The organism is Cryobacterium sp. TMT2-4, from assembly GCF_004402575.1.
GTDB classification, from domain to species: domain Bacteria; phylum Actinomycetota; class Actinomycetes; order Actinomycetales; family Microbacteriaceae; genus Cryobacterium; species Cryobacterium sandaracinum.
Genome location: NZ_SOGE01000014.1, coordinates 151,277 through 167,816, shown reverse-complemented (window position 1 = coordinate 167,816; position 16,540 = coordinate 151,277). Strand labels below are relative to the sequence as shown.

Below are 16,540 nucleotides of genomic sequence, written 5' to 3'. Positions count from 1 at the left end.
CGACCACTCAGACCAGGCGCACGCGTGCCTGCGCCTTGCCCAGCACAGTCACCTCGCCCGACGACACGATGAGGTCGATGCGGGCGACGCCGGCATCCGTGTCGATGGCGCCGACCTTGGCGACCACGGTCACGACCGCCGCGCCGTCGGCCGGCACGAGCACGGGGCGGGTGAACCGCACCTGATAGTCCACGATGCGGCCGGGGTCGCCGACCCAGGCGACGACCGGCTGAACGGCGAAGCCCATGGTGAGCATGCCGTGCGCGAGCACGCCGGGCAGTCCCACGGACACGGCCACGTCGTCGCGGTAGTGGATGGGGTTGAAGTCTCCGGATGCCCCGGCGTAGTGCACGAGGGAGTCGCGCGTGAGCGGGAACGTGCCCTCGGCGACGACGTCTCCGACGGTCAGGTCAGCGAGGCGGGGCGTAGCGATGATGGTCATTCGTCTCCCCTGACGACAAGGGTGGAGGTCGCGGTCACGACGTGCGCGCCGGCGGCGTCGACGATGGTTGACACGGCCGTCACCATGGAGTGGCCGCCGAGGCTCTTTACGCCGGCCACGTGGAGCGTGGCGGTGAGTTCGTCACCGGCCACGATCGGGCGGCTGAACGTGAACCGCTGGTCTCCGTGCACGACGCGGGTGAAGTCGATGCCGGCATCCGGGACGGCCAGAAGCTGCGCCAGGGTGGCCTCCTGAACGACCACGGCGAATGTGGGCGGGGCGACGACGTCGGCGTAGCCCGCGGCGCGCGCGGCCTCCGGGTCGAGGTTGATCGGACTCGTGGCAAAGACCGCGCGGGAGAACTCGCGCACCTTCTCCCGGCCGACGAGATAGGGGGCGACGGGCGGGAAGACCCGGCCCTGCAGTTCGGGGTTGACAGACACAGGCCGAGTTTACCGGCCTCGGCCGGGGACGGCGCCATCGGGCAGACTGGCTGGTGTGAAGATCAAGCGCGTGCGTCTGGGTGACCCTGAGGTGGTCCCGCTCCTGGCCGACCTGGCGCGGGAGTATGACGAGCGCTACGGCGACGGCGACTCGGTGCACGACGTGCCGGCGGATGCCTTCGCCCCGCCGAGCGGCACCTTCCTCGTGCTGCTCGATGGGGGCGTGACGGTGGCGGGTGGCGGCATCCGTCGCCTGAGCGAGACGACCGGCGAGGTGAAACGGATGTGGACCAACCCGGCCTACCGCCGGCAGGGCCACGCCGTGGCCCTGCTCGCCGCCCTCGAGGAGGTGGCGCAGCAATTCGGCTACCGGCACCTGCGCCTGGAGACGGGCCACGCGCAGCCGGAGGCGCTCGCGCTGTACCGGCGCCTCGGCTACCGGGAGATCGGCAATTACGGGATCTACGAGAACGCGACCGGGTTCGAGCGCACGTTTGCCTCCCCGGAACGCCCCGCCTGACAGTCCGGCATTGGCCTGCGACACGCCCGCTTGCTAGCGTAGACACGTCATGCCTAACAAATTAGAGCCACATCCCGACCTTCCCATCGACCTGCCCACGGCCGAACGCATCCATGCGGCCGTCGCGCATTATGGCGAACAGGCCGTCATCGACAATTCCGTCGCGCTACTCCGCGCCAAGAACGCCGGCAAGGACTTCCTGCTCTACGCCGGCGGACGCCACGCCCTGGGCATCCTCGAAGGTGCCCCCGCCCTCTACTGGCCCGAGCTGTGGGGTGCCCGTGCGCTGCTCTACGTCTGGGGCGATTCGGCGGCACCGTACATCGTCGTCGGCATGAACAACCAGGCTTGGCGGGTGCGCGAGATGTGCGCCAAGGTCGTCCTGCTGCGCGGCCTCGAGGTGGCGCCCAAGCTGGTGCGCCTGACCACCGACGAGGTTCCGCGCGTGCGCGCCGCGGCCCTGCACGCGCTGGCCGCCCAGGGCACCGCCGACCACCTCGCCACCATCGTGCAGCGTCTGCGCGACCCCGACAAAGAGGTGCGCCGCGCGGCCCAGCAGGCCCGCGACGTGCTCAACGCACGGTGGAACCTTGCGGTCGAGCAGGGCCAGGGCACCGAGCAGACCCACGGAACCCGGCACACCCACCCGAGCGCGTAGCCGAGCCCGGAACCGGGACACACACGCAGTACCGAGACGGGGGGTCCGGATGTTCCATCGCTTTGTGGCCATGGGCGACAGTTTCACCGAAGGCGTCGGTGACGACCTGCCGGGCGGCCAGGTGCGCGGCTGGGCCGACCTGGTCGCGCTCGGGCTCGCCGCGGCATCCACCCACCCCGTCTCCTACGCCAACCTCGCCGTGCGCGGTCGGCTGCTCGGCCCGATCGTGGCGGAGCAGCTGGAGTCCGCGCTCGCGCTCGGCCCCGACCTGCTCAGCATCTGCGGCGGCGGCAACGACGTGATGCGGCCGCGGGTCGAGATCCCCTATGTGGTCGACCTGATGCGGAAGGTCGTCGACCGGGCCGAGACGCAGGGCGTGCACGTGCTGGTGCTCAGCGGCGGCAATCCCTCGCACCACCTGCCGCTCGGCAACCTGATGCGCCGGCGTGGCGATCAGCTGGCGGATGCCGCGCGCGCCGCCTTCGACCGGCCGGGCGTCACGCTCGTCGACAATTGGGCCGACTCCGAGCTGGAGCACAAGCGGTTCTGGTCGGTCGACAAACTGCACCTCAACGCGCTCGGGCACACCCGGGTGGCCACAAACGTGCTGGCCGAGCTGGGGGTGCCGGTTCCGGTGGAGTGGCTGGATGCGCCCGCCGCGGCCGACGAGCAGGTGCAGAGCACGACCGCGTATTACCGCGAGTTCGTGCTGCCGTGGATCGGACGCCGGCTCACCGGACGCTCCTCCGGAGACGGCCGCCCGCCCAAGCGGCCCACCCTGGAGCCGGTCGATGTCGGCTGATCTTTCCGGAAGGGGCGCCCGCGCCGCGACCAGGCTGCCGCGTCGGGCCCGCATCCGGCCCGGGAGAGTCGATTTGCGTCCCCTCACGCGCGTGGATTGACGGCGATCGATTTTCGGCGGTAGATTGCATCGATAGTCATCAATGTATGTAGGTCCCAGTCGAGGGAGAACGCCATGAGCGAGAATAGTAACCCGGTGCGCGAAGAGGTGCGGGCCCGCTACGCGAGCGTGGCCGTCTCGGTTACGAATGAGGGGCGTCGGTCGCTGCTCACCGAGACGCCTGCCGCCGGCTGCTGCGAACCGGCCGCCATCGACGAGAGCCTGGTTTTCGGCTCCGCGCTCTACGACGACGCGTCGACCGCGGACCTCCCGGGCGCGGCCCTGCTGGCGAGCCTCGGCTGCGGCAACCCCGCGGCGGTCGCAGACCTGCAGGCCGGCGAAACCGTGCTCGACCTCGGCTCGGGCGGAGGCATCGACGTGCTCCTCTCCGCCCGCCGGGTCGGCCCCACCGGGTTCGCCTACGGCCTCGACATGACCGACGAGATGCTCGACCTTGCCCGGCATAATGCGGCCGCAGCCCAGGCGCAGAACGTCCAGTTCCTGAAAGGCACGATCGAGGAGATCCCACTAGGCTCCGGCAGCGTCGACGTCGTCATCTCCAACTGCGTGATCAACCTGTCGACGGACAAACCCGCCGTGATCGGCGAGATGTTTCGCGTGCTGCGGCCCGGCGGCCGCGTCGGAGTGTCCGACGTCGTGGCCGAGAACCACCTCGCTCCCGCCCAGCGGGCCGAGCGCGGCTCCCACGTGGGCTGCATCGCCGGCGCGCTCTCGATCACGGAGTACAAGTCCCTGCTCGCCGCCGCGGGCTTCGAGCAGGTGGGCGTCACCCTGACCCACGAGGTGACCGACGGGATGCACGGCGCCATTGTGCGGGCGGTCAAGCCGGCCGGCGCCGCCTAGACCGGCCAGCGACGCCTAACCCGCGGTGGGTACGCGCAGCAGGGCACCCTCCCGGCGGCAGGTGGCGGCCGCGATCAGCATGGCGTCGGCCAGCAGGGCCTGCCAGCCCGCAGCATCCGTGGGCACGCCCCTCGTCAGCATGGTCTGCACGGCCCCGGCGAGGGTGGCGTCGCCCGCGCCCATGGTGTCGACGACGGCGCCGGGAAGCAAGGCGATCGGCTCGCTGACCCGCAGATCGGCGCCGCAGGCAACGGATGCCCCCGCGCGCCCGGCCGTGGCCAGCACCGTCTGCGTGCCGGCAGCCAGCAGCCGCTCCCGCAACTCTTCGAGGGTGCTGCGGTAGAGCAGCTCGGCGTCCTCGTCCCCCACCTTCGTGAGGAGGCTCCGGGCAGCGATTCGTTCGAAGTTCGCCACGAACAGGTCGCCGTCGGCGAGCATGCCCGAACGCGGATTCGGGTCGATCACGAGGCGGCGTTCCGGCTCCGCGACCGCGGCGATGAAGGCATCCGTCTGGGCCGTGTCATCGAAAGGGAAGCAGCTCACGACCACGAGGCGGGCGGTGTCCAGGGCTGCGCGCTCGGCCGGGCCGAACTCGATGCGGCGCTTCCGTGCGGCCTCGTTGAAGGCGTAGGTGGGCTCGCCGTCGGTGCGGTCGGAGGTAGCGCGGGAGCTGCCAAACGGCCCGGGTGTGGCGACCAACGTCACGTCGTGCGCGGCGAGGAACTCGCGCAGCCGGGCACCGTCGGCGTCGTCGCCGACCATGGCGATCAGGGTGGTCGGCACACCGAGCACGGCCAGGCCGACGGCCACGTTGAGGGCGGCGCCGCCGGGGAACTCCAGGCGGGACCCCGGGCTCAGCATCTCGTCGATGAGTGCGTCGCCGACCACGACCACCCGGTTCTGCTCAGTCAGGTTCTGCTCAGTCAGGCTCTGCTCAGTCAGGCTCTGCTCAGTCAGGCTCTGCTCAGTCAGGTTCTGCTCAGTCAGGTTCTGCTCAGTCATTCGCACTCTCCCTTGCCCCTGCCAACAACCCTGTCGCACCAAGCCTAGGTGAGTGAGTCCTCATCGATATTGAACCAATTCGACGGAGATTCTCGTGCAGAACTGCTTTTTAGGCGCGTTGAGGAGCAACTCTGGCAAAATCTCCGTCGAATTCGTTCGGGGCGCTAGCCCGAGCCGGCCTGTGTCACCCCGCGTCACCCCGAGTCAGCCCGCGAAACCAAATGCGGCCGCGTTTGTCCAGACCCTTCCGCCGGGCGCGGCATCGTCGTACGCTTCAACACAGGCAGGGTGGCTCCCCGAACACCGGTCCTTAGTCCCTGATTGCAGGGTCCGTATGAGACCGGAGCGAAGCACCCCTCGTCGGGGGCAGGACATCATCGGGGTGACCTGCCCCCACACTCCGACACGTAAAGTCGGAGCATGGCTTCCGATGCACCCACCTCGTGGATCTCCGCCGACGAGATCTTCGCCCGCGTCGGCGTCGGCGCCGCGGCGCGCGCCCTGCAGGTCGCCGTGCGGGCTGGGCTCGACCCGGGGCTTGATTTCAGCCGCAGCATCCTGCCCCTCGACCGGGGCCAGCTGCTGCTCATGCCGTCGCAGTCCGCGGAGTTCGTGGGCGTCAAGATCGCCACCGTCGCGCCGGGCAACCCGCAGCTCGGCCGGTCACGCATCCAGGGCGTCTACCTGCTGATGGATGCTGTCACGCTCAGCCCGGTCGCCCTGCTCGACGGCATCGCACTGACGACCCTGCGCACCCCGGCGGTGTCGGCGGCCGTCGCCGACCTGCTCGCGCCCGCCGAGGTGGAGCACCTCGTGGTGTTCGGCGCGGGACCCCAGGCGCGCGGGCATGTCGAGGCGATGCGCGCCATCCGCCGGGTCGGTCGGGTCACCGTGGTCGGCCGGCACCCGGGCCGCGCCGAGGCACTGGCCGAGCAGGTGCGGGCGGGCGGGCTGCCCGCGCAGACCGGCACCCCCGGCGCCGTGGCCGACGCTCAGCTCATCGTCTGCGCCACCACCGCCCGCACCCCGCTGTTCGACGGGTCCCTAGTGCCGCGGAACTCCTGCACGGTGGCGGTCGGGTCGCACGAGCCCGACGCCCGTGAGCTTTCCAGCGAGCTGATCGGACGCGCGCAGGTCGTCGTCGAAGACAGCCAGGTCGCGCTGCGGGAGGGCGGCGACGTGCTGATCCCGCTCCGGGAGGGCGTGATCCAGGCCGATTCCCTGGTGCCGATGCGGGACATCCTGACCGGCACGGTCGCCGTCGACCAGTCGCGTCCCCGCGTCTTCACGAGCTCCGGCATGTCCTGGCAGGACCTGGTGGTCGCCCAGGCCGTCTTCCGCCCGTAATCCCACCGCGCGTGTACGCCGTTCATCACGGAGCGCCGTGTGTAGCGTCGAACCAATTCGACGGAGATTTTCTCATCAAGGCGCTGTTTCAGAGGGTTTGAGACCGTCTCAGACAAAATCTCCGTCGAATTCGTTCGGGCTGGATTTAATGCAGGCGAGCGCGCGCGCTCGCTGAGCTGCAGCCGAACCCGGCTTCAGCCGATGGCCGCGGGCGACGGATGTGACCGGGCCGGCACCGCGAGCACGTCGGCCGCCGCCCGTAGTCGGTGCCCCTGCTCCACCCGCTGTCCCCACGAGGTGCCCGCGATGATCAGGCCTGCCCCGAGCACCGCCACCAGGCCGAGGTTCTCACTGCCGAGGCTCACCCCCACGACCACCGCCCAGACCGGTTCGGTGCCCATCAGCAGGCTGGCCCGCGCGGCCGAGGTGTGCCGGATCGCCCAGGTCTGGGCCAGGAACGCGAACACGCTGCAGGCCAGACCGAGGTAGAGCACCCCGAGCCAGGCGGCCGGACCGAAGGCGCCGATCGCCCGAAGTGTTCCCGGCGCATCCGCTGCGGTGAACGCCAGGGCACCCACGGCGGCCTGCACCAGCGTGATCGTGAGCGTCCCGGGCCGGCGGCCGGCGTCGTCGGCGCGGGTCACCCGGCCGACCATGGTGACGTGCAGGGCGCGCACGAGCGCTGCGGCGAGCATGAGCAGGTCGCCAGGGTTCGGGGCGCGAAAACCATTGCCGGAAACGAGCAGCGCTACCCCGACGACCGCGAGCACCGCAGCCACGAAGAACGAACGCGGTAGCCAGTTGCGCGCCGCGACCGACTCGAGGATCGGGGTGAGGATGATCGTCAAGCTGATGATCAGGCCCGCGTTGGTGGCCGAGGTCACGGCCACGCCGGCCGTCTCCAACCAGAGAATCGCCGCCTGGGTGAGCCCGAGCAGCGCGCCCCCGGCCAGCTCGGCGCGGGTCGGCCGCCGAGGCCGGCTCAACGCCCAGATCAGCAGCAGCGCCAGCGCAGCCACCAGAAAGCGCAGCGCGAGCACGGCGCCCACACTCGCCTGCTCGGTCAGCACCTTGGCGGCGAGGTAGCTGCCACCCCAGACCAGCGCGACAAGCAGCAGGACGGCGTCGATGCGGTAACGTCCGAGCCGCGGGAGGAAGGTCATGGGCCAATGCTGCCGGGCGGCATCCGTTAAGTCCAGATCACCAATTCTGAACTAACACTTTAGTGTTTGCTTATGGATCTGCATCAGCTCTTCATCCTGCGGGAACTCGGCGAGCGCGGCAGCGTCGCCGCGGTGGCCCGCGCGCTGTTCGTCTCGTCGTCGGCGGTGTCGCAGCAGCTGTCCGCGCTGCAGCGCAGCACGGGCGTGGCGCTGACCGAACGACGCGGGCGCAGGCTTGTGCTGACACCCGCCGGCACGGCTCTCGCTACCGCCGCCGCCAGCGTGTCCACCGCGATGGCCGCCGCCGAGCAGTCGGTGGCACATTTCCACGAAGAGCCGGCCGCGCCGGTGAGCCTGTCGGCGTTCCACAGCGCTGGGCTGGCCTGGTTCGGGCCTCTGATCTCGCGACTGGCCAGTCCGGCCGGACCCACCGGGACGCCAATCCGGTGCGGCGACGAGGATGTCGCACGGCAGGATTTCCCGGCACTGGTCGCCGACTATGACCTCGTCATCGCCCACCGGCTGCCGCACGATCCCCTCTGGCCGCAACGGGTCACGGTCACCCCGCTGCTCTACGAACCGCTGGATGTGGCGCTGCATGTCGGACATCCTCTGGCCGGTCGGTCGTCGGTGTCGGTCGCCGACATCGCCGACGAGCCCTGGATCGCCGGGCACCCGGGCTTCCCGCTCGCGGAGGCGGTGAATGTCGTCGCGGCGAGCGCCGGGCACCCCCTACGGATCGAGCACCGCATCAACGAGTTCTTCGTGGCGGCCTCCGTGGTCGCTTCGGGGTCCGCGATCGCACTGCTGCCCCGGTACACGATGGCCCCGGCGCCAGGGTCCGGCCTGGTGCTGCTGCCGATCGACGACCTGCGGGTCGGCCGCCAGATCGACGTTCTCAGCCGCCCCGAGACGCTGCTGCGGGCGTCGGTGCGCCGGGTGCTGGGCGAGCTGCGAGCGGTGGCCGGCTCCCGCACGGAATGACCGCTGCGTTGAGAGGATGTCCGACTCACCGGCATGGTCAATGACGCCGAGGTCTTCCAGCGGACACCCTACCCCGCGAGAGCGGGGACGGGCGACGGATGCGTCGCCTCACCAGTCGACGAGCTGCGCCCTGTCTCGCTGCACATCGAACGTGAACTGCTGATGCCTGACCATCGCGGGGATCTCCCACACCAACCAGATGGGGACCAGCAGGAACAGCCACAGCCCGGCAGGGGTCTGGAGCATACCGAAGACGGCGACGAACCCTGCGGGCGGAACTGTGATCACGGTATCGGCCCCCCTCAGTGCCTTTGGGCGGGAGGAAATGACTACCGTCCATTGATGCTCCGGGTGCGGATACGCAACGGCGCCGACCGTGGAAACAGCAGAGAGAGAACTTACCCGCGATCCCGGGCCGCGATCCGTTCGAGCTCGTCGCCGATGCCGATGTCGGCCACGACGATTCGTCCGGCCAGGCTCGCCGCGGGTTCCCGCAGCAGACCTGGTTTGCAGCCTCCGAACGTCACCGTCAGGTGCGCGGGCAGCACGGTGGGGTCCGGCACGGCGCCGTCGTCGACGCCGATCCCGCTGGGCGAGTCCACCGCCACCACGAGGGGCGCACCGGGGTCGTGCAGCGCGGGAAGGATGGCCGCCACCACCTCACGAGCCCGCCCGCGGAGCGCCGGGCTGGTGCTCGTGCCGGTGCCGAGGATGCCGTCGAGGATCACGGCGGATACCCGCGCCACTCGGGCGAGAGCGGCATCCGTTTCAGCCAGGGGCAGCAGCGCCGCCCCGGCCGCCAGGGCAGCGCTGAGGCCGCCGTCGTGGAGCTGTGCCGACGTGGGCACGATGGTCACCAAGGCACCCTGCGCGGCCAGCAGCGCGGCCGCGTGCAGGGCGTCGCCGCCGTTGTTCCCCGCACCGGCCAGCACCAGCACCCGCGCGTCCGGCACTCCCCCGCTTTCCGTGAGCAGCTCCTCGAGCAGGGCCGCCGTCTCCGCGGCGAGCGCGGCCGATGCCCGCTCCATCAGCGGCACGCCCTCGGCCAGGAAGGGAGTCTCGGCCTCGCGCATCTGGGCGGCGGTGTAGGTTTTCACGTCGCCAGAGTACTCCCGCGGCGGTGCGGCTCACGGCACCGAGGGCGACCGGCCGAGCCCTGCCGAGATCTGTCCGTGCCCCCTCGTGCCACCCGGTTCGCACCCGTCTCCCATCCTGACCGGGCATGCTGAAGTCCTGATCGCCCGCCACTCCGGCCGGCGCGCGACAAGAGAGCTGAAACAGTGGCCGGCGCACGCGGCATCACCCTTCCGAAACTGACTCTGGCCACCGAGCGGAGCCGCCCGGCTCCCCCGCGGCCCTTCCTGCAGCGCGGCCGCCGCTTCGCCGAACTCGTGCGTATCGCCCGGAAGAATGGACTGCTGCCGGTGCGGCGGCTCGACTTCACGACCAACCCGAGCGGGGCAGCCGTTCGCGCCGTGCAGGCCGAGGGTCTGCGGGCCGCGCTGGAGGAGGCCGGTGGAGCCTTCGTCAAGATGGGCCAGCTGCTCTCCACCCGATCCGACTTCCTGCCCCCGGAATTCGCCCGGGCCCTCGCGACGCTTCAGCAGAGCGTGAAGCCTGCCCCCTGGGGCGAGGTCGAACGGATGCTGGAGGAGGAGTTCGGCGGACCCCTCGCCGGCGTCTTCGCCAGCTTCGATCCCGACCCCATCGCCGCGGCCTCCATCGGCCAGGTGCACCGGGCGACCCTGATGAACGGCACTGTGGTGGCCGTCAAGGTGCAGCGGCCAGGGATCGTGCCGGAGCTGCGGCGCGACGTCGCCATCGCCGTGCGGGTGACGAACCTGATGAGCCTGACGTCTCCGCAGGCCAGAACTCTGGGCATCAAGGCGGTCGCCGAGGACTATGCGGCCGACCTCGTGCGCCAACTGGACTTCCGGCTGGAGGCGCTGAACCTCTCGGCCATGCGCGCCCTCCAGCTGCGCGGCCCGCGGGCCGGCGACCTGCGTTTCCCCGAGCTGTTCGAGTCTCTGTCCAGCGATCGCGTGCTGGTGATGGAGTACCTGGTCGGCGACACGTTCAGCGACCTGAACGAGACGTCCGACGCGCCTCGGGCCGAGCTCGGCGCCGCCATGCGCACCGTGCTCAGCGCCTTCGTGCGCCAGATCGTCTTCGACGGCGTCTTCCACGCCGACCTGCACCCCGGCAACATCATGCTGCTGGCCGACGGCACCCCCGCGCTAGTCGACTTCGGATCGGTGGGCCGGCTCGACCTGCAGCTGCGGGAGACGATCCAGGAGCTGCTGATCGCTTTCCTCCAGTCCGACACCCAGCTCATCGCCGACGGGCTCCTCAAAGTCGCCCCGCTGCGGGACGGTGCGGACGAGAAGGCGTTCCGCCGCGAGCTGAGCGCGTTCATCACGTTCGAGTTGGGGCCCGGCGCGCGGGTCAGCGTGCTGACCGTGGATGTCCTGGTGGCTATCCTCACCCGGTACGGCGTGGGAATCCCCGCCGAGTTCGTAGCGGCGGCGCGGGCGTTCGCGGTGCTCGAGGGCACCCTGCGCTCCAGCATGCCGGAGTTCGACCTGCTCGAGGAGTCCCGCAGGCTGGCGAGCGTACAGATCCGCGACCAGATGGCGCCGGCCAACGTGCGCGAACTCCTGACCACCGAGCTTCTGGCTCTGCTGCCCAGCGTGCGCCGGCTCCCCCGGCGTTTCGACCAGATCGGGCAGGCCCTCGAGATGGGCAACCTCAACGTCAATGTGCGGCTGCTCGCGGACCAGAACGACCGGCGGCTGCTCACCGGGCTGGTGCGGCAGAGCCTGCTGGCCCTGGTCGGCGGGGCCGCCGGGGTGATGTCCCTGGTCTACCTCACGACACCCGCACCGGCGGACCCGGGGGTCATCAGCACGGTGACGGCCGGGTTCAGCCTGGGTGCCGGCTCCGTGGTGCTGCTGGTTTCGGCGTTCGCGGATTCGCTCGTGACCCGCAGCCGCGCGTGACCCGTGCGACTGAATCGAGCGACTGCCACGTGCGACTGCTACGCGCGTCGGGAAACGACGAAGGCCCCGCCTGAGGCAGGGCCTTCGTCATACGTTCTGGGAGCGGGAGCGGGAATTGAACCCGCGACACAATCATCACAATCGTTCCGATTCAATCAATCGACCCCGCGCTACGAATCTGGTCGTAGCGTTCCGAAATGACGACCTGGATATTGCGTTTTCGCAGCATGGCCCGGTGCGCTTTGGCCGAGTAGGCCTTGTCTGCCAGCACCCGGTCGGGTCGAGTGCGGGCCCGTCCCGGGCCGATCCGGTCGACGCTGAGCGAAGCCATAATCTCCGTGAGCATTGGCGAATCCCTGCCCGGTGCCCAGAAGAACCACAAGCGGGCGCATTTTTCCGTCGCAAAGCTGATGAATCTTGGTGGCCAAACCGCCGCGAGAGCGGCCACTGGCATGATCAGGAGGCTCTTCCAACAGATTCGTGTACTTCGACAGGGCCCCCGTGATGCGCGGAAGGTTCGTCGCATGTTGATGCACCCGATATCTTCGGAACCAGGCGGCCCTGCAGCTCAACGTGCTGGGAACCCTGTTGGCTCGGGCGGAGCGGTATCGGATCGAGCGGGAGGTGTGGGCGTGGTGGCAAGCCGCACTGACCAACATGATGTCAACGCCCAGATCTCGGCCGCGGCGCCCGCATGTATCGAGCCGGCCGTTGTTTGAGGCGAGCACGCCGGGTGAGCGGTTGTGGCCGCGGTATCCGCGAGCCAGCACGAACCGGGCCGATCACCGTTCCGCGCTCGATCTGGTGGGCGCGGGACTGCTGAGCCCGGAGAACCGGTGGCAGCACCTGGGCGAGGTCGCGTAGGTGATTCCATTCGCGGAGACAGTCTTGGTCAGGTCTTCAGGAATGCGGCCTTGGAAGAATGCGAGAACTTCGCTGATGTCCGGTTCGTCCCAGAGGGAGATCTCGGGGACGCTGATCAGCTCGCTCATGGGCCCCACGATTAGTTTCACGAAGATCGTTTCCCGGTGATATTGACCGTGGGCAGGTTGAGTGATTCGGTTGTCTGACTAATGCCGAGGGCGGTGACGAGGTGGAAAAGTGCGCCGGAGAGGGCATCAGCGGTGAGGAAAGATGCCCCGCTGGAGGAGATTCGCCTCATGAGCTCACTTTTCCCCCACCCCGCTGGGTATTCAAGCCCCCGTTGGGATGAGGTCACCTAGGAATAGTCTCAGTCCAAGCTCCGGCGTGACAGTGGCCCCGCTTCCACGCTGAGCTTCCCTGTCCCCGGCCCCGGCACGGAGACAGCACCTTGCACAACCAAGCTCATGCCCTTTCGGAACGCGACGAAATAGCGGCGCAGCCGTCGGAGCCATTTCCCGGTGGAGCTGCTTCGCGGCACAGAGATTGTAAAGTGATATCGCTCTAAATGATGGCGGCTACGCCAGCACAACCGTAGGGACCCGCGTTCGCGGGCACCGCGTCTCGCGTCGTTATAGGCGGCTTAGGACTCCGAGTGCGTCACCGAGTGCACTCGAGATTGAGCGGCCTGCCGGGTTGCGGTGCCATTGTTCAAGTGCGGAGAAGTAGCCGAAGACTAAGGCAGACGACTTGATATGGGCTTCCGAGGTGGTGAGTCCACCGGATGCGGCGAGGATTGGAGCGATCCGATCGACTGCGTTGGCCAGCATCTCGTAGGAAGACCTGCGGACGGATGGTTCGTCGAAGAAGTAACGGATGCGTCGACGCGCAAGGCTCCCCTCCGGGATGTGCTGATCAGGTGATGGCTCAAACCGAGCCACGATGGCGCGCACCGTGCCGAGTAGGTCAGTGTTGTCGATGACAGCAGCAAGTTCGGCCTCGCTCAGGGTGTCGAAGTCATCGGCAAGGACGATCCCTTCCTTGGTGCCGAAGTATCGGTAGACCGTAGAAGGAGAAACCTCGGCAGCTTCTGCAATGTTCTCGACTATTACGTGCTGGAAGCCACGCTCGTCGAACAAGTCCAACGCTATCTGTTGAATGTGACGCATCGCCGCGCGTCGCTTGCGATCCCGCAATCCTAATGCCATCTCCCCATGATACTACTAGTGACTTGCATTTGACTTGCAGTGCCATAATTTTATATAGTCACAATCAACTGATAGTCACTGTCGAATGGGGTGTTATGAAGACGGAACGCACGGCATCGCGGCAGGTCGCGTTGTCGATCTGTGTTGGTATGGGATTGGCTGGGACGGTAGTGGCCCTCATCTTGATGGCTGTCGACCAAGTGAGTAGTGACAGTATTGCCGCCCACGTCCAGGAGCTCTACGAACCGTTTGGCAAGATCCCTGACCCGATTGTTCCCTGGATTTTCTTGTACAGCATCTTCGCGGTCGGGGTGGTCGGGTGGGCGATCGCGTCCGTTGGCGCATGGCGCAAAGCATGGTGGTCTCGGTGGTGGTGCGCGGCCACCTTCTGCGTGGGTAGTGCGCTGCTAATTTTTGCGGCGGTTGTCTCCGAACACGGCTCCCCCATCCTGCCGCTGCCGTGGCGCATAGTGAGCATCGCCGTGGCCGCGGTCGGCGCGATCACCACAATGATCGCCTGGCTTCCCACCACTGATCGGATAACGGAATGAGCATCCCCACTTCGTCCACGCGCCTGGGGTAAGTCTCCTCACCAGAATGAGGTCTTCGTTCAAGCCGGATAACCCTGTGTCCACTAACCACGGCCAAAGCTACGCCGCCGGGTCCACCAGTGGCGTGTTTGGGTGGTGCTAGGTCTGGTGGGGGCCTTGGGCTGTTTATAGCGCCCGCCCAGACTGGTGCTGTGAGGCTGTTGATCATCACGGGCTGTGCGGTCCCCGACGCACACGGCGCCGTGGCCTATTCCGCAGGGCAGATCCGCCGGCAGGTGCTCGAGGTGATGGGAGCGAGAGCTAACTGTGCACCCGACTCGCGGCACATCGCCGAGTGCGGATACCTGGTGAGCCTGGTCGCGACAAGTCAGACCGCCTATGAATCGCTCGGCCGCGGAATTCGCTTTCGCGCCTGCGACACCCGCAATCTCACTCGGTTCTTGTACCACCCTGGGAGATAGCGGTGGGCGGCAACACAACGCCTGCCCCTGAGAGTACGTCGGGGGCGGTGTTCGAAGTAGGCGAGAGCTGAGATTTCAGGAGCGGTGGTGGGAGCCGGCCAGGGTGGGGATCTGATCGGCGGGGTCGTCCGTCCCCTCTGGGACGTCGTCGGCGGGCACCAATCCTGCGTCGATAGTGTCGTCGGTGTTCAGGCGTACCAGCTGGTCGCGGGTGAACCCGAAGAACCAGGTGGCGAAGAATCCCACGGTGTAGGCGACGATCAGGCCGCAAGCGTAGCCGAGTGCGGCGGCGCCCCAGCCCTGGCTGCCCTGGAGCAGTGGGAACAGCGAGACGTCACTGGCGCCGATGGCGATCGCGCCGACGGTGTAGCCGAGCTGATCGAATAGGCCGATTACTGCGCCGCCGAATGCGCCGCCGATGCAAGCGGTGATGAAGGGGCGGCCCAGCGGCAGGGTGACGCCGTAGATGAGTGGCTCGCCAACGCCGAGGAATCCTGCGGGCAGTGCACTCTTGATGGTACGTCCGATGCTGGTGTTGCGGCGGAGCCTGAAGAACACGGCGATGGCGGCACCGATTTGGCCGGCGCCGCCCATGGCCAGGACCGGCAGCAGGGTGGTGTAACCGACCTGTTCGATCAGGGTGGTGTGGATTGGGGTGAGTGTTTGGTGCAACCCGGTCATCACCAACGGCAGGAACAGCCCGCCGAGGACGAAGCCAGCGAAGACACCCGCAGTGCTCAGCAGCCAGGTGGCGCCGATACCGATCTGGATAGACACCCAGCCGGCGGCCGGCATCAGTAGGAACAGGGCGGCGAGGCCGGCGATCAGCACGGTCGACGTGGGCACGATGAACAAGGCGAGCACGTCGGGCGCCCATCTGCGGGCCCACCGCTCGACGTAGGCGCCCAGGATGGCGGCGGCCATGGCGCCGAGAACCCCTCCCTGGCCGGGGGCCAGTTGCTGACCCCAGACGACGATGTTTGCGACTCCAGGAGCCACAATGATTCCCCCGATAACGCCGCCGATGATGGGTGTGCCGCCAAACTCTTTGGCAGCGTTCATCGCAACGAACACGGCGAGTAGGGCGAAGAACCCGCTGGACATGACGCTGAAGATCGGAGACAGGGTGGCCAACCACGGAACCTGGCCGCTTGTGGCCAGGTTGGTCAGGATTCCGTTGATGCCGGCGATGAGTCCGCAGGCGATCAGCGCGGGGATCAGTGGGACGAAGATGTTGGAGATGCGCCTCAGAGCGTTCTTGACCGGGGTGTTGTTGCGCTGCTTGTTCTGTTGCCGGATGGCCGCACCTTTGTCGGCCAGCTGAGCGGCCGAGGAGGCAGCCGACCCTTCCGCGCGGGCGGCGCTGAGGGCCGACTCCACGTCGATGGCCACCCGGTCGACCAGACCCGGGCCTAGCACGATCTGGCAGTTATCGCCGGGCAGCGCGGCGAGCACCCCGGCGATCGCACGCAGTGCGGCGACATCGACTCGATCCTGGTCACGGACGCCGACACGCAATCGGGTCATACATTTCTCGACGTCGATGATGTTCTCGGCGCCGCCCAGACCAATGAGCAACTGGTCTGCGATGACTCGTGAGTCGGCCATGACTGATGTCCTTTCGAGCAAAGTGCGGGGTTGCACGGGGCTCCTAGCGGGATGGAGAACCCGGGCTACAAAATTATGTCGTAATATGAAAATAGCTTTCACAGGCTTAGGAGTCAAGAGGTAATTATTTTCACCACTCGTCTGCGTTGTTGACGGCAGGTTTCGACAATCCCCAGGCTGAAATCTCTGCTGCGCTGCTGCGCACTGGTCACCGGGGAGATCAGGTGTGGCTCTGATGCACTTAAACGAGTGGACCATTTTGCAGTTGATGTAGTTATTTTGAAACCGTAAGTTGTAGTCCCTCAGTAACGGAGTCAGGCAGGCCACGACCCTGTCGGAACCACACGGGTGCGCCGTATGTGGCGGGTAACGCCTGTGCGACCGTAACTATCGCGAGGACGGCGGTGGCCGAAGTGTTCGGAGCGACAATAGCCGGCCGGAGCCGACCCACGGAAGAGTCAGGAGCCTCAAAAAAAACCGCGTAATCCCGTGTCCGCTGAATCAATCTCGCTGACTTGGCTATCCGCA

Annotated in this window: 18 protein-coding genes, 1 tRNA gene and 1 pseudogene; 8 read left to right on the top strand and 12 right to left on the bottom strand. The window is 67.7% G+C overall.

Features of this window, described 5'->3' with window-relative positions; genetic code table 11:
• Window positions 1-7: 7 nt before the first annotated feature.
• Together E3O54_RS04565 and E3O54_RS04560 are read right to left on the bottom strand one after the other, a co-directional pair.
• A complete protein-coding gene (locus E3O54_RS04565) occupies window positions 8-442 on the bottom strand; it encodes a MaoC/PaaZ C-terminal domain-containing protein (RefSeq protein ID WP_104100750.1) in 435 nt (144 codons plus the stop codon).
• A complete protein-coding gene (locus tag E3O54_RS04560) occupies window positions 439-885 on the bottom strand; it encodes a MaoC family dehydratase N-terminal domain-containing protein (RefSeq protein WP_104100749.1) in 447 nt (148 codons plus the stop codon). The genes E3O54_RS04565 and E3O54_RS04560 overlap by 4 nt, the downstream gene beginning before the upstream one ends.
• Window positions 886-940: 55 nt before the next feature.
• Here E3O54_RS04560 and E3O54_RS04555 point away from each other — a divergent pair, with 55 nt between their 5' ends.
• The 4 genes from E3O54_RS04555 to arsM all read left to right on the top strand — a co-directional run bounded on the left by E3O54_RS04555 (window position 941) and on the right by arsM (window position 3,828).
• Window positions 941-1,405: a GNAT family N-acetyltransferase gene (locus E3O54_RS04555; RefSeq protein WP_158250258.1), complete on the top strand. Its 465-nt coding sequence runs from the start codon at window positions 941-943 to the stop codon at window positions 1,403-1,405.
• 49 nt (window positions 1,406-1,454) lie between these two features.
• Window positions 1,455-2,063 (top strand): HEAT repeat domain-containing protein, encoded by a 609-nt coding sequence (locus E3O54_RS04550; RefSeq protein WP_104100748.1) that lies wholly within the window; start codon window positions 1,455-1,457, stop codon window positions 2,061-2,063.
• Window positions 2,064-2,112: 49 nt separating this feature from the next.
• Window positions 2,113-2,865: an SGNH/GDSL hydrolase family protein gene (locus E3O54_RS04545; RefSeq protein WP_104100747.1), complete on the top strand. Its 753-nt coding sequence runs from the start codon at window positions 2,113-2,115 to the stop codon at window positions 2,863-2,865.
• A 174-nt stretch (window positions 2,866-3,039) separates the two neighbouring features.
• A complete protein-coding gene (gene arsM / locus E3O54_RS04540) occupies window positions 3,040-3,828 on the top strand; it encodes an arsenite methyltransferase (RefSeq protein ID WP_104100746.1) in 789 nt (262 codons plus the stop codon).
• A gap of 15 nt (window positions 3,829-3,843) precedes the next feature.
• On the opposite strand, the gene E3O54_RS04535 is transcribed toward arsM, so the two are convergent.
• Window positions 3,844-4,830 carry a carbohydrate kinase family protein gene (locus E3O54_RS04535; protein WP_134401019.1) on the bottom strand — a complete coding sequence of 329 codons (987 nt, stop codon included), beginning with the start codon at window positions 4,828-4,830 and terminating at the stop codon, window positions 3,844-3,846.
• 420 nt (window positions 4,831-5,250) lie between these two features.
• Between E3O54_RS04535 and E3O54_RS04530 the strand changes: the two genes are divergently transcribed.
• Window positions 5,251-6,177 (top strand): ornithine cyclodeaminase family protein, encoded by a 927-nt coding sequence (locus E3O54_RS04530; protein WP_134401018.1) that lies wholly within the window; start codon window positions 5,251-5,253, stop codon window positions 6,175-6,177.
• 194 nt (window positions 6,178-6,371) lie between these two features.
• Here the strand turns inward: E3O54_RS04530 and E3O54_RS04525 are convergent, their stop codons facing one another.
• Window positions 6,372-7,340, bottom strand: a complete 969-nt coding sequence (locus tag E3O54_RS04525) for a DMT family transporter (RefSeq protein ID WP_104100743.1) — start codon at window positions 7,338-7,340, stop codon at window positions 6,372-6,374.
• Window positions 7,341-7,412: 72 nt separating this feature from the next.
• Here E3O54_RS04525 and E3O54_RS04520 point away from each other — a divergent pair, with 72 nt between their 5' ends.
• A complete protein-coding gene (locus E3O54_RS04520) occupies window positions 7,413-8,324 on the top strand; it encodes a LysR family transcriptional regulator (protein ID WP_134342497.1) in 912 nt (303 codons plus the stop codon).
• A gap of 108 nt (window positions 8,325-8,432) precedes the next feature.
• On the opposite strand, the gene E3O54_RS04515 is transcribed toward E3O54_RS04520, so the two are convergent.
• Both E3O54_RS04515 and E3O54_RS04510 read right to left on the bottom strand, forming a co-directional pair.
• A complete protein-coding gene (locus E3O54_RS04515) occupies window positions 8,433-8,612 on the bottom strand; it encodes a hypothetical protein (protein WP_104100741.1) in 180 nt (59 codons plus the stop codon).
• 110 nt (window positions 8,613-8,722) lie between these two features.
• Entirely contained in the window at window positions 8,723-9,421 is a 699-nt protein-coding gene (locus tag E3O54_RS04510) for an NAD(P)H-hydrate epimerase (protein WP_241973028.1), read from the bottom strand.
• A 183-nt stretch (window positions 9,422-9,604) separates the two neighbouring features.
• On the opposite strand from E3O54_RS04510, the gene E3O54_RS04505 reads away from it, so the two are divergent.
• Window positions 9,605-11,323, top strand: a complete 1,719-nt coding sequence (locus tag E3O54_RS04505; RefSeq protein ID WP_134342498.1) for an AarF/ABC1/UbiB kinase family protein — start codon at window positions 9,605-9,607, stop codon at window positions 11,321-11,323.
• Between the two features lie 97 nt (window positions 11,324-11,420).
• Here E3O54_RS04505 and E3O54_RS04500 read toward each other — a convergent pair.
• The 5 genes and pseudogenes from E3O54_RS04500 to E3O54_RS04485 form a co-directional block, all read right to left on the bottom strand.
• Window positions 11,421-11,493, bottom strand: a tRNA-Thr gene (locus E3O54_RS04500).
• Between the two features lie 8 nt (window positions 11,494-11,501).
• Window positions 11,502-11,862 (bottom strand): annotated as a pseudogene (locus E3O54_RS17295) (IS5/IS1182 family transposase); the annotation flags it as partial.
• 243 nt (window positions 11,863-12,105) lie between these two features.
• Complete coding sequence (locus tag E3O54_RS04490) at window positions 12,106-12,315, bottom strand: hypothetical protein (protein WP_134401017.1); 210 nt, start codon at window positions 12,313-12,315, stop codon at window positions 12,106-12,108.
• A 17-nt stretch (window positions 12,316-12,332) separates the two neighbouring features.
• A complete protein-coding gene (locus E3O54_RS16210; protein WP_158250256.1) occupies window positions 12,333-12,485 on the bottom strand; it encodes a hypothetical protein in 153 nt (50 codons plus the stop codon).
• A gap of 331 nt (window positions 12,486-12,816) precedes the next feature.
• Entirely contained in the window at window positions 12,817-13,392 is a 576-nt protein-coding gene (locus E3O54_RS04485) for a TetR family transcriptional regulator (RefSeq protein ID WP_134342501.1), read from the bottom strand.
• Window positions 13,393-13,487: 95 nt separating this feature from the next.
• Here E3O54_RS04485 and E3O54_RS04480 point away from each other — a divergent pair, with 95 nt between their 5' ends.
• Entirely contained in the window at window positions 13,488-13,943 is a 456-nt protein-coding gene (locus E3O54_RS04480) for a hypothetical protein (protein WP_104100736.1), read from the top strand.
• Window positions 13,944-14,479: 536 nt separating this feature from the next.
• Here the strand turns inward: E3O54_RS04480 and E3O54_RS04475 are convergent.
• Window positions 14,480-16,012 carry a PTS transporter subunit EIIC gene (locus E3O54_RS04475; RefSeq protein ID WP_104100734.1) on the bottom strand — a complete coding sequence of 511 codons (1,533 nt, stop codon included), beginning with the start codon at window positions 16,010-16,012 and terminating at the stop codon, window positions 14,480-14,482.
• Window positions 16,013-16,540: the final 528 nt, after the last annotated feature.

Coding starts and splice junctions, on each gene's coding strand:
- E3O54_RS04475 (WP_104100734.1), bottom strand. CDS start 16,012: ATGGCCGACTCACGAGTCATCGCAGACCAGTTGCTCATTGGTCTGGGC.
- E3O54_RS04530 (WP_134401018.1), top strand. CDS start 5,251: ATGGCTTCCGATGCACCCACCTCGTGGATCTCCGCCGACGAGATCTTC.
- E3O54_RS04490 (WP_134401017.1), bottom strand. CDS start 12,315: ATGAGCGAGCTGATCAGCGTCCCCGAGATCTCCCTCTGGGACGAACCG.
- E3O54_RS04550 (WP_104100748.1), top strand. CDS start 1,455: ATGCCTAACAAATTAGAGCCACATCCCGACCTTCCCATCGACCTGCCC.
- E3O54_RS04535 (WP_134401019.1), bottom strand. CDS start 4,830: ATGACTGAGCAGAACCTGACTGAGCAGAACCTGACTGAGCAGAGCCTG.
- E3O54_RS04565 (WP_104100750.1), bottom strand. CDS start 442: ATGACCATCATCGCTACGCCCCGCCTCGCTGACCTGACCGTCGGAGAC.
- E3O54_RS04480 (WP_104100736.1), top strand. CDS start 13,488: ATGAAGACGGAACGCACGGCATCGCGGCAGGTCGCGTTGTCGATCTGT.
- E3O54_RS04525 (WP_104100743.1), bottom strand. CDS start 7,340: ATGACCTTCCTCCCGCGGCTCGGACGTTACCGCATCGACGCCGTCCTG.
- E3O54_RS16210 (WP_158250256.1), bottom strand. CDS start 12,485: ATGAGGCGAATCTCCTCCAGCGGGGCATCTTTCCTCACCGCTGATGCC.
- E3O54_RS04485 (WP_134342501.1), bottom strand. CDS start 13,392: ATGGCATTAGGATTGCGGGATCGCAAGCGACGCGCGGCGATGCGTCAC.
- arsM (WP_104100746.1), top strand. CDS start 3,040: ATGAGCGAGAATAGTAACCCGGTGCGCGAAGAGGTGCGGGCCCGCTAC.
- E3O54_RS04545 (WP_104100747.1), top strand. CDS start 2,113: ATGTTCCATCGCTTTGTGGCCATGGGCGACAGTTTCACCGAAGGCGTC.
- E3O54_RS04520 (WP_134342497.1), top strand. CDS start 7,413: ATGGATCTGCATCAGCTCTTCATCCTGCGGGAACTCGGCGAGCGCGGC.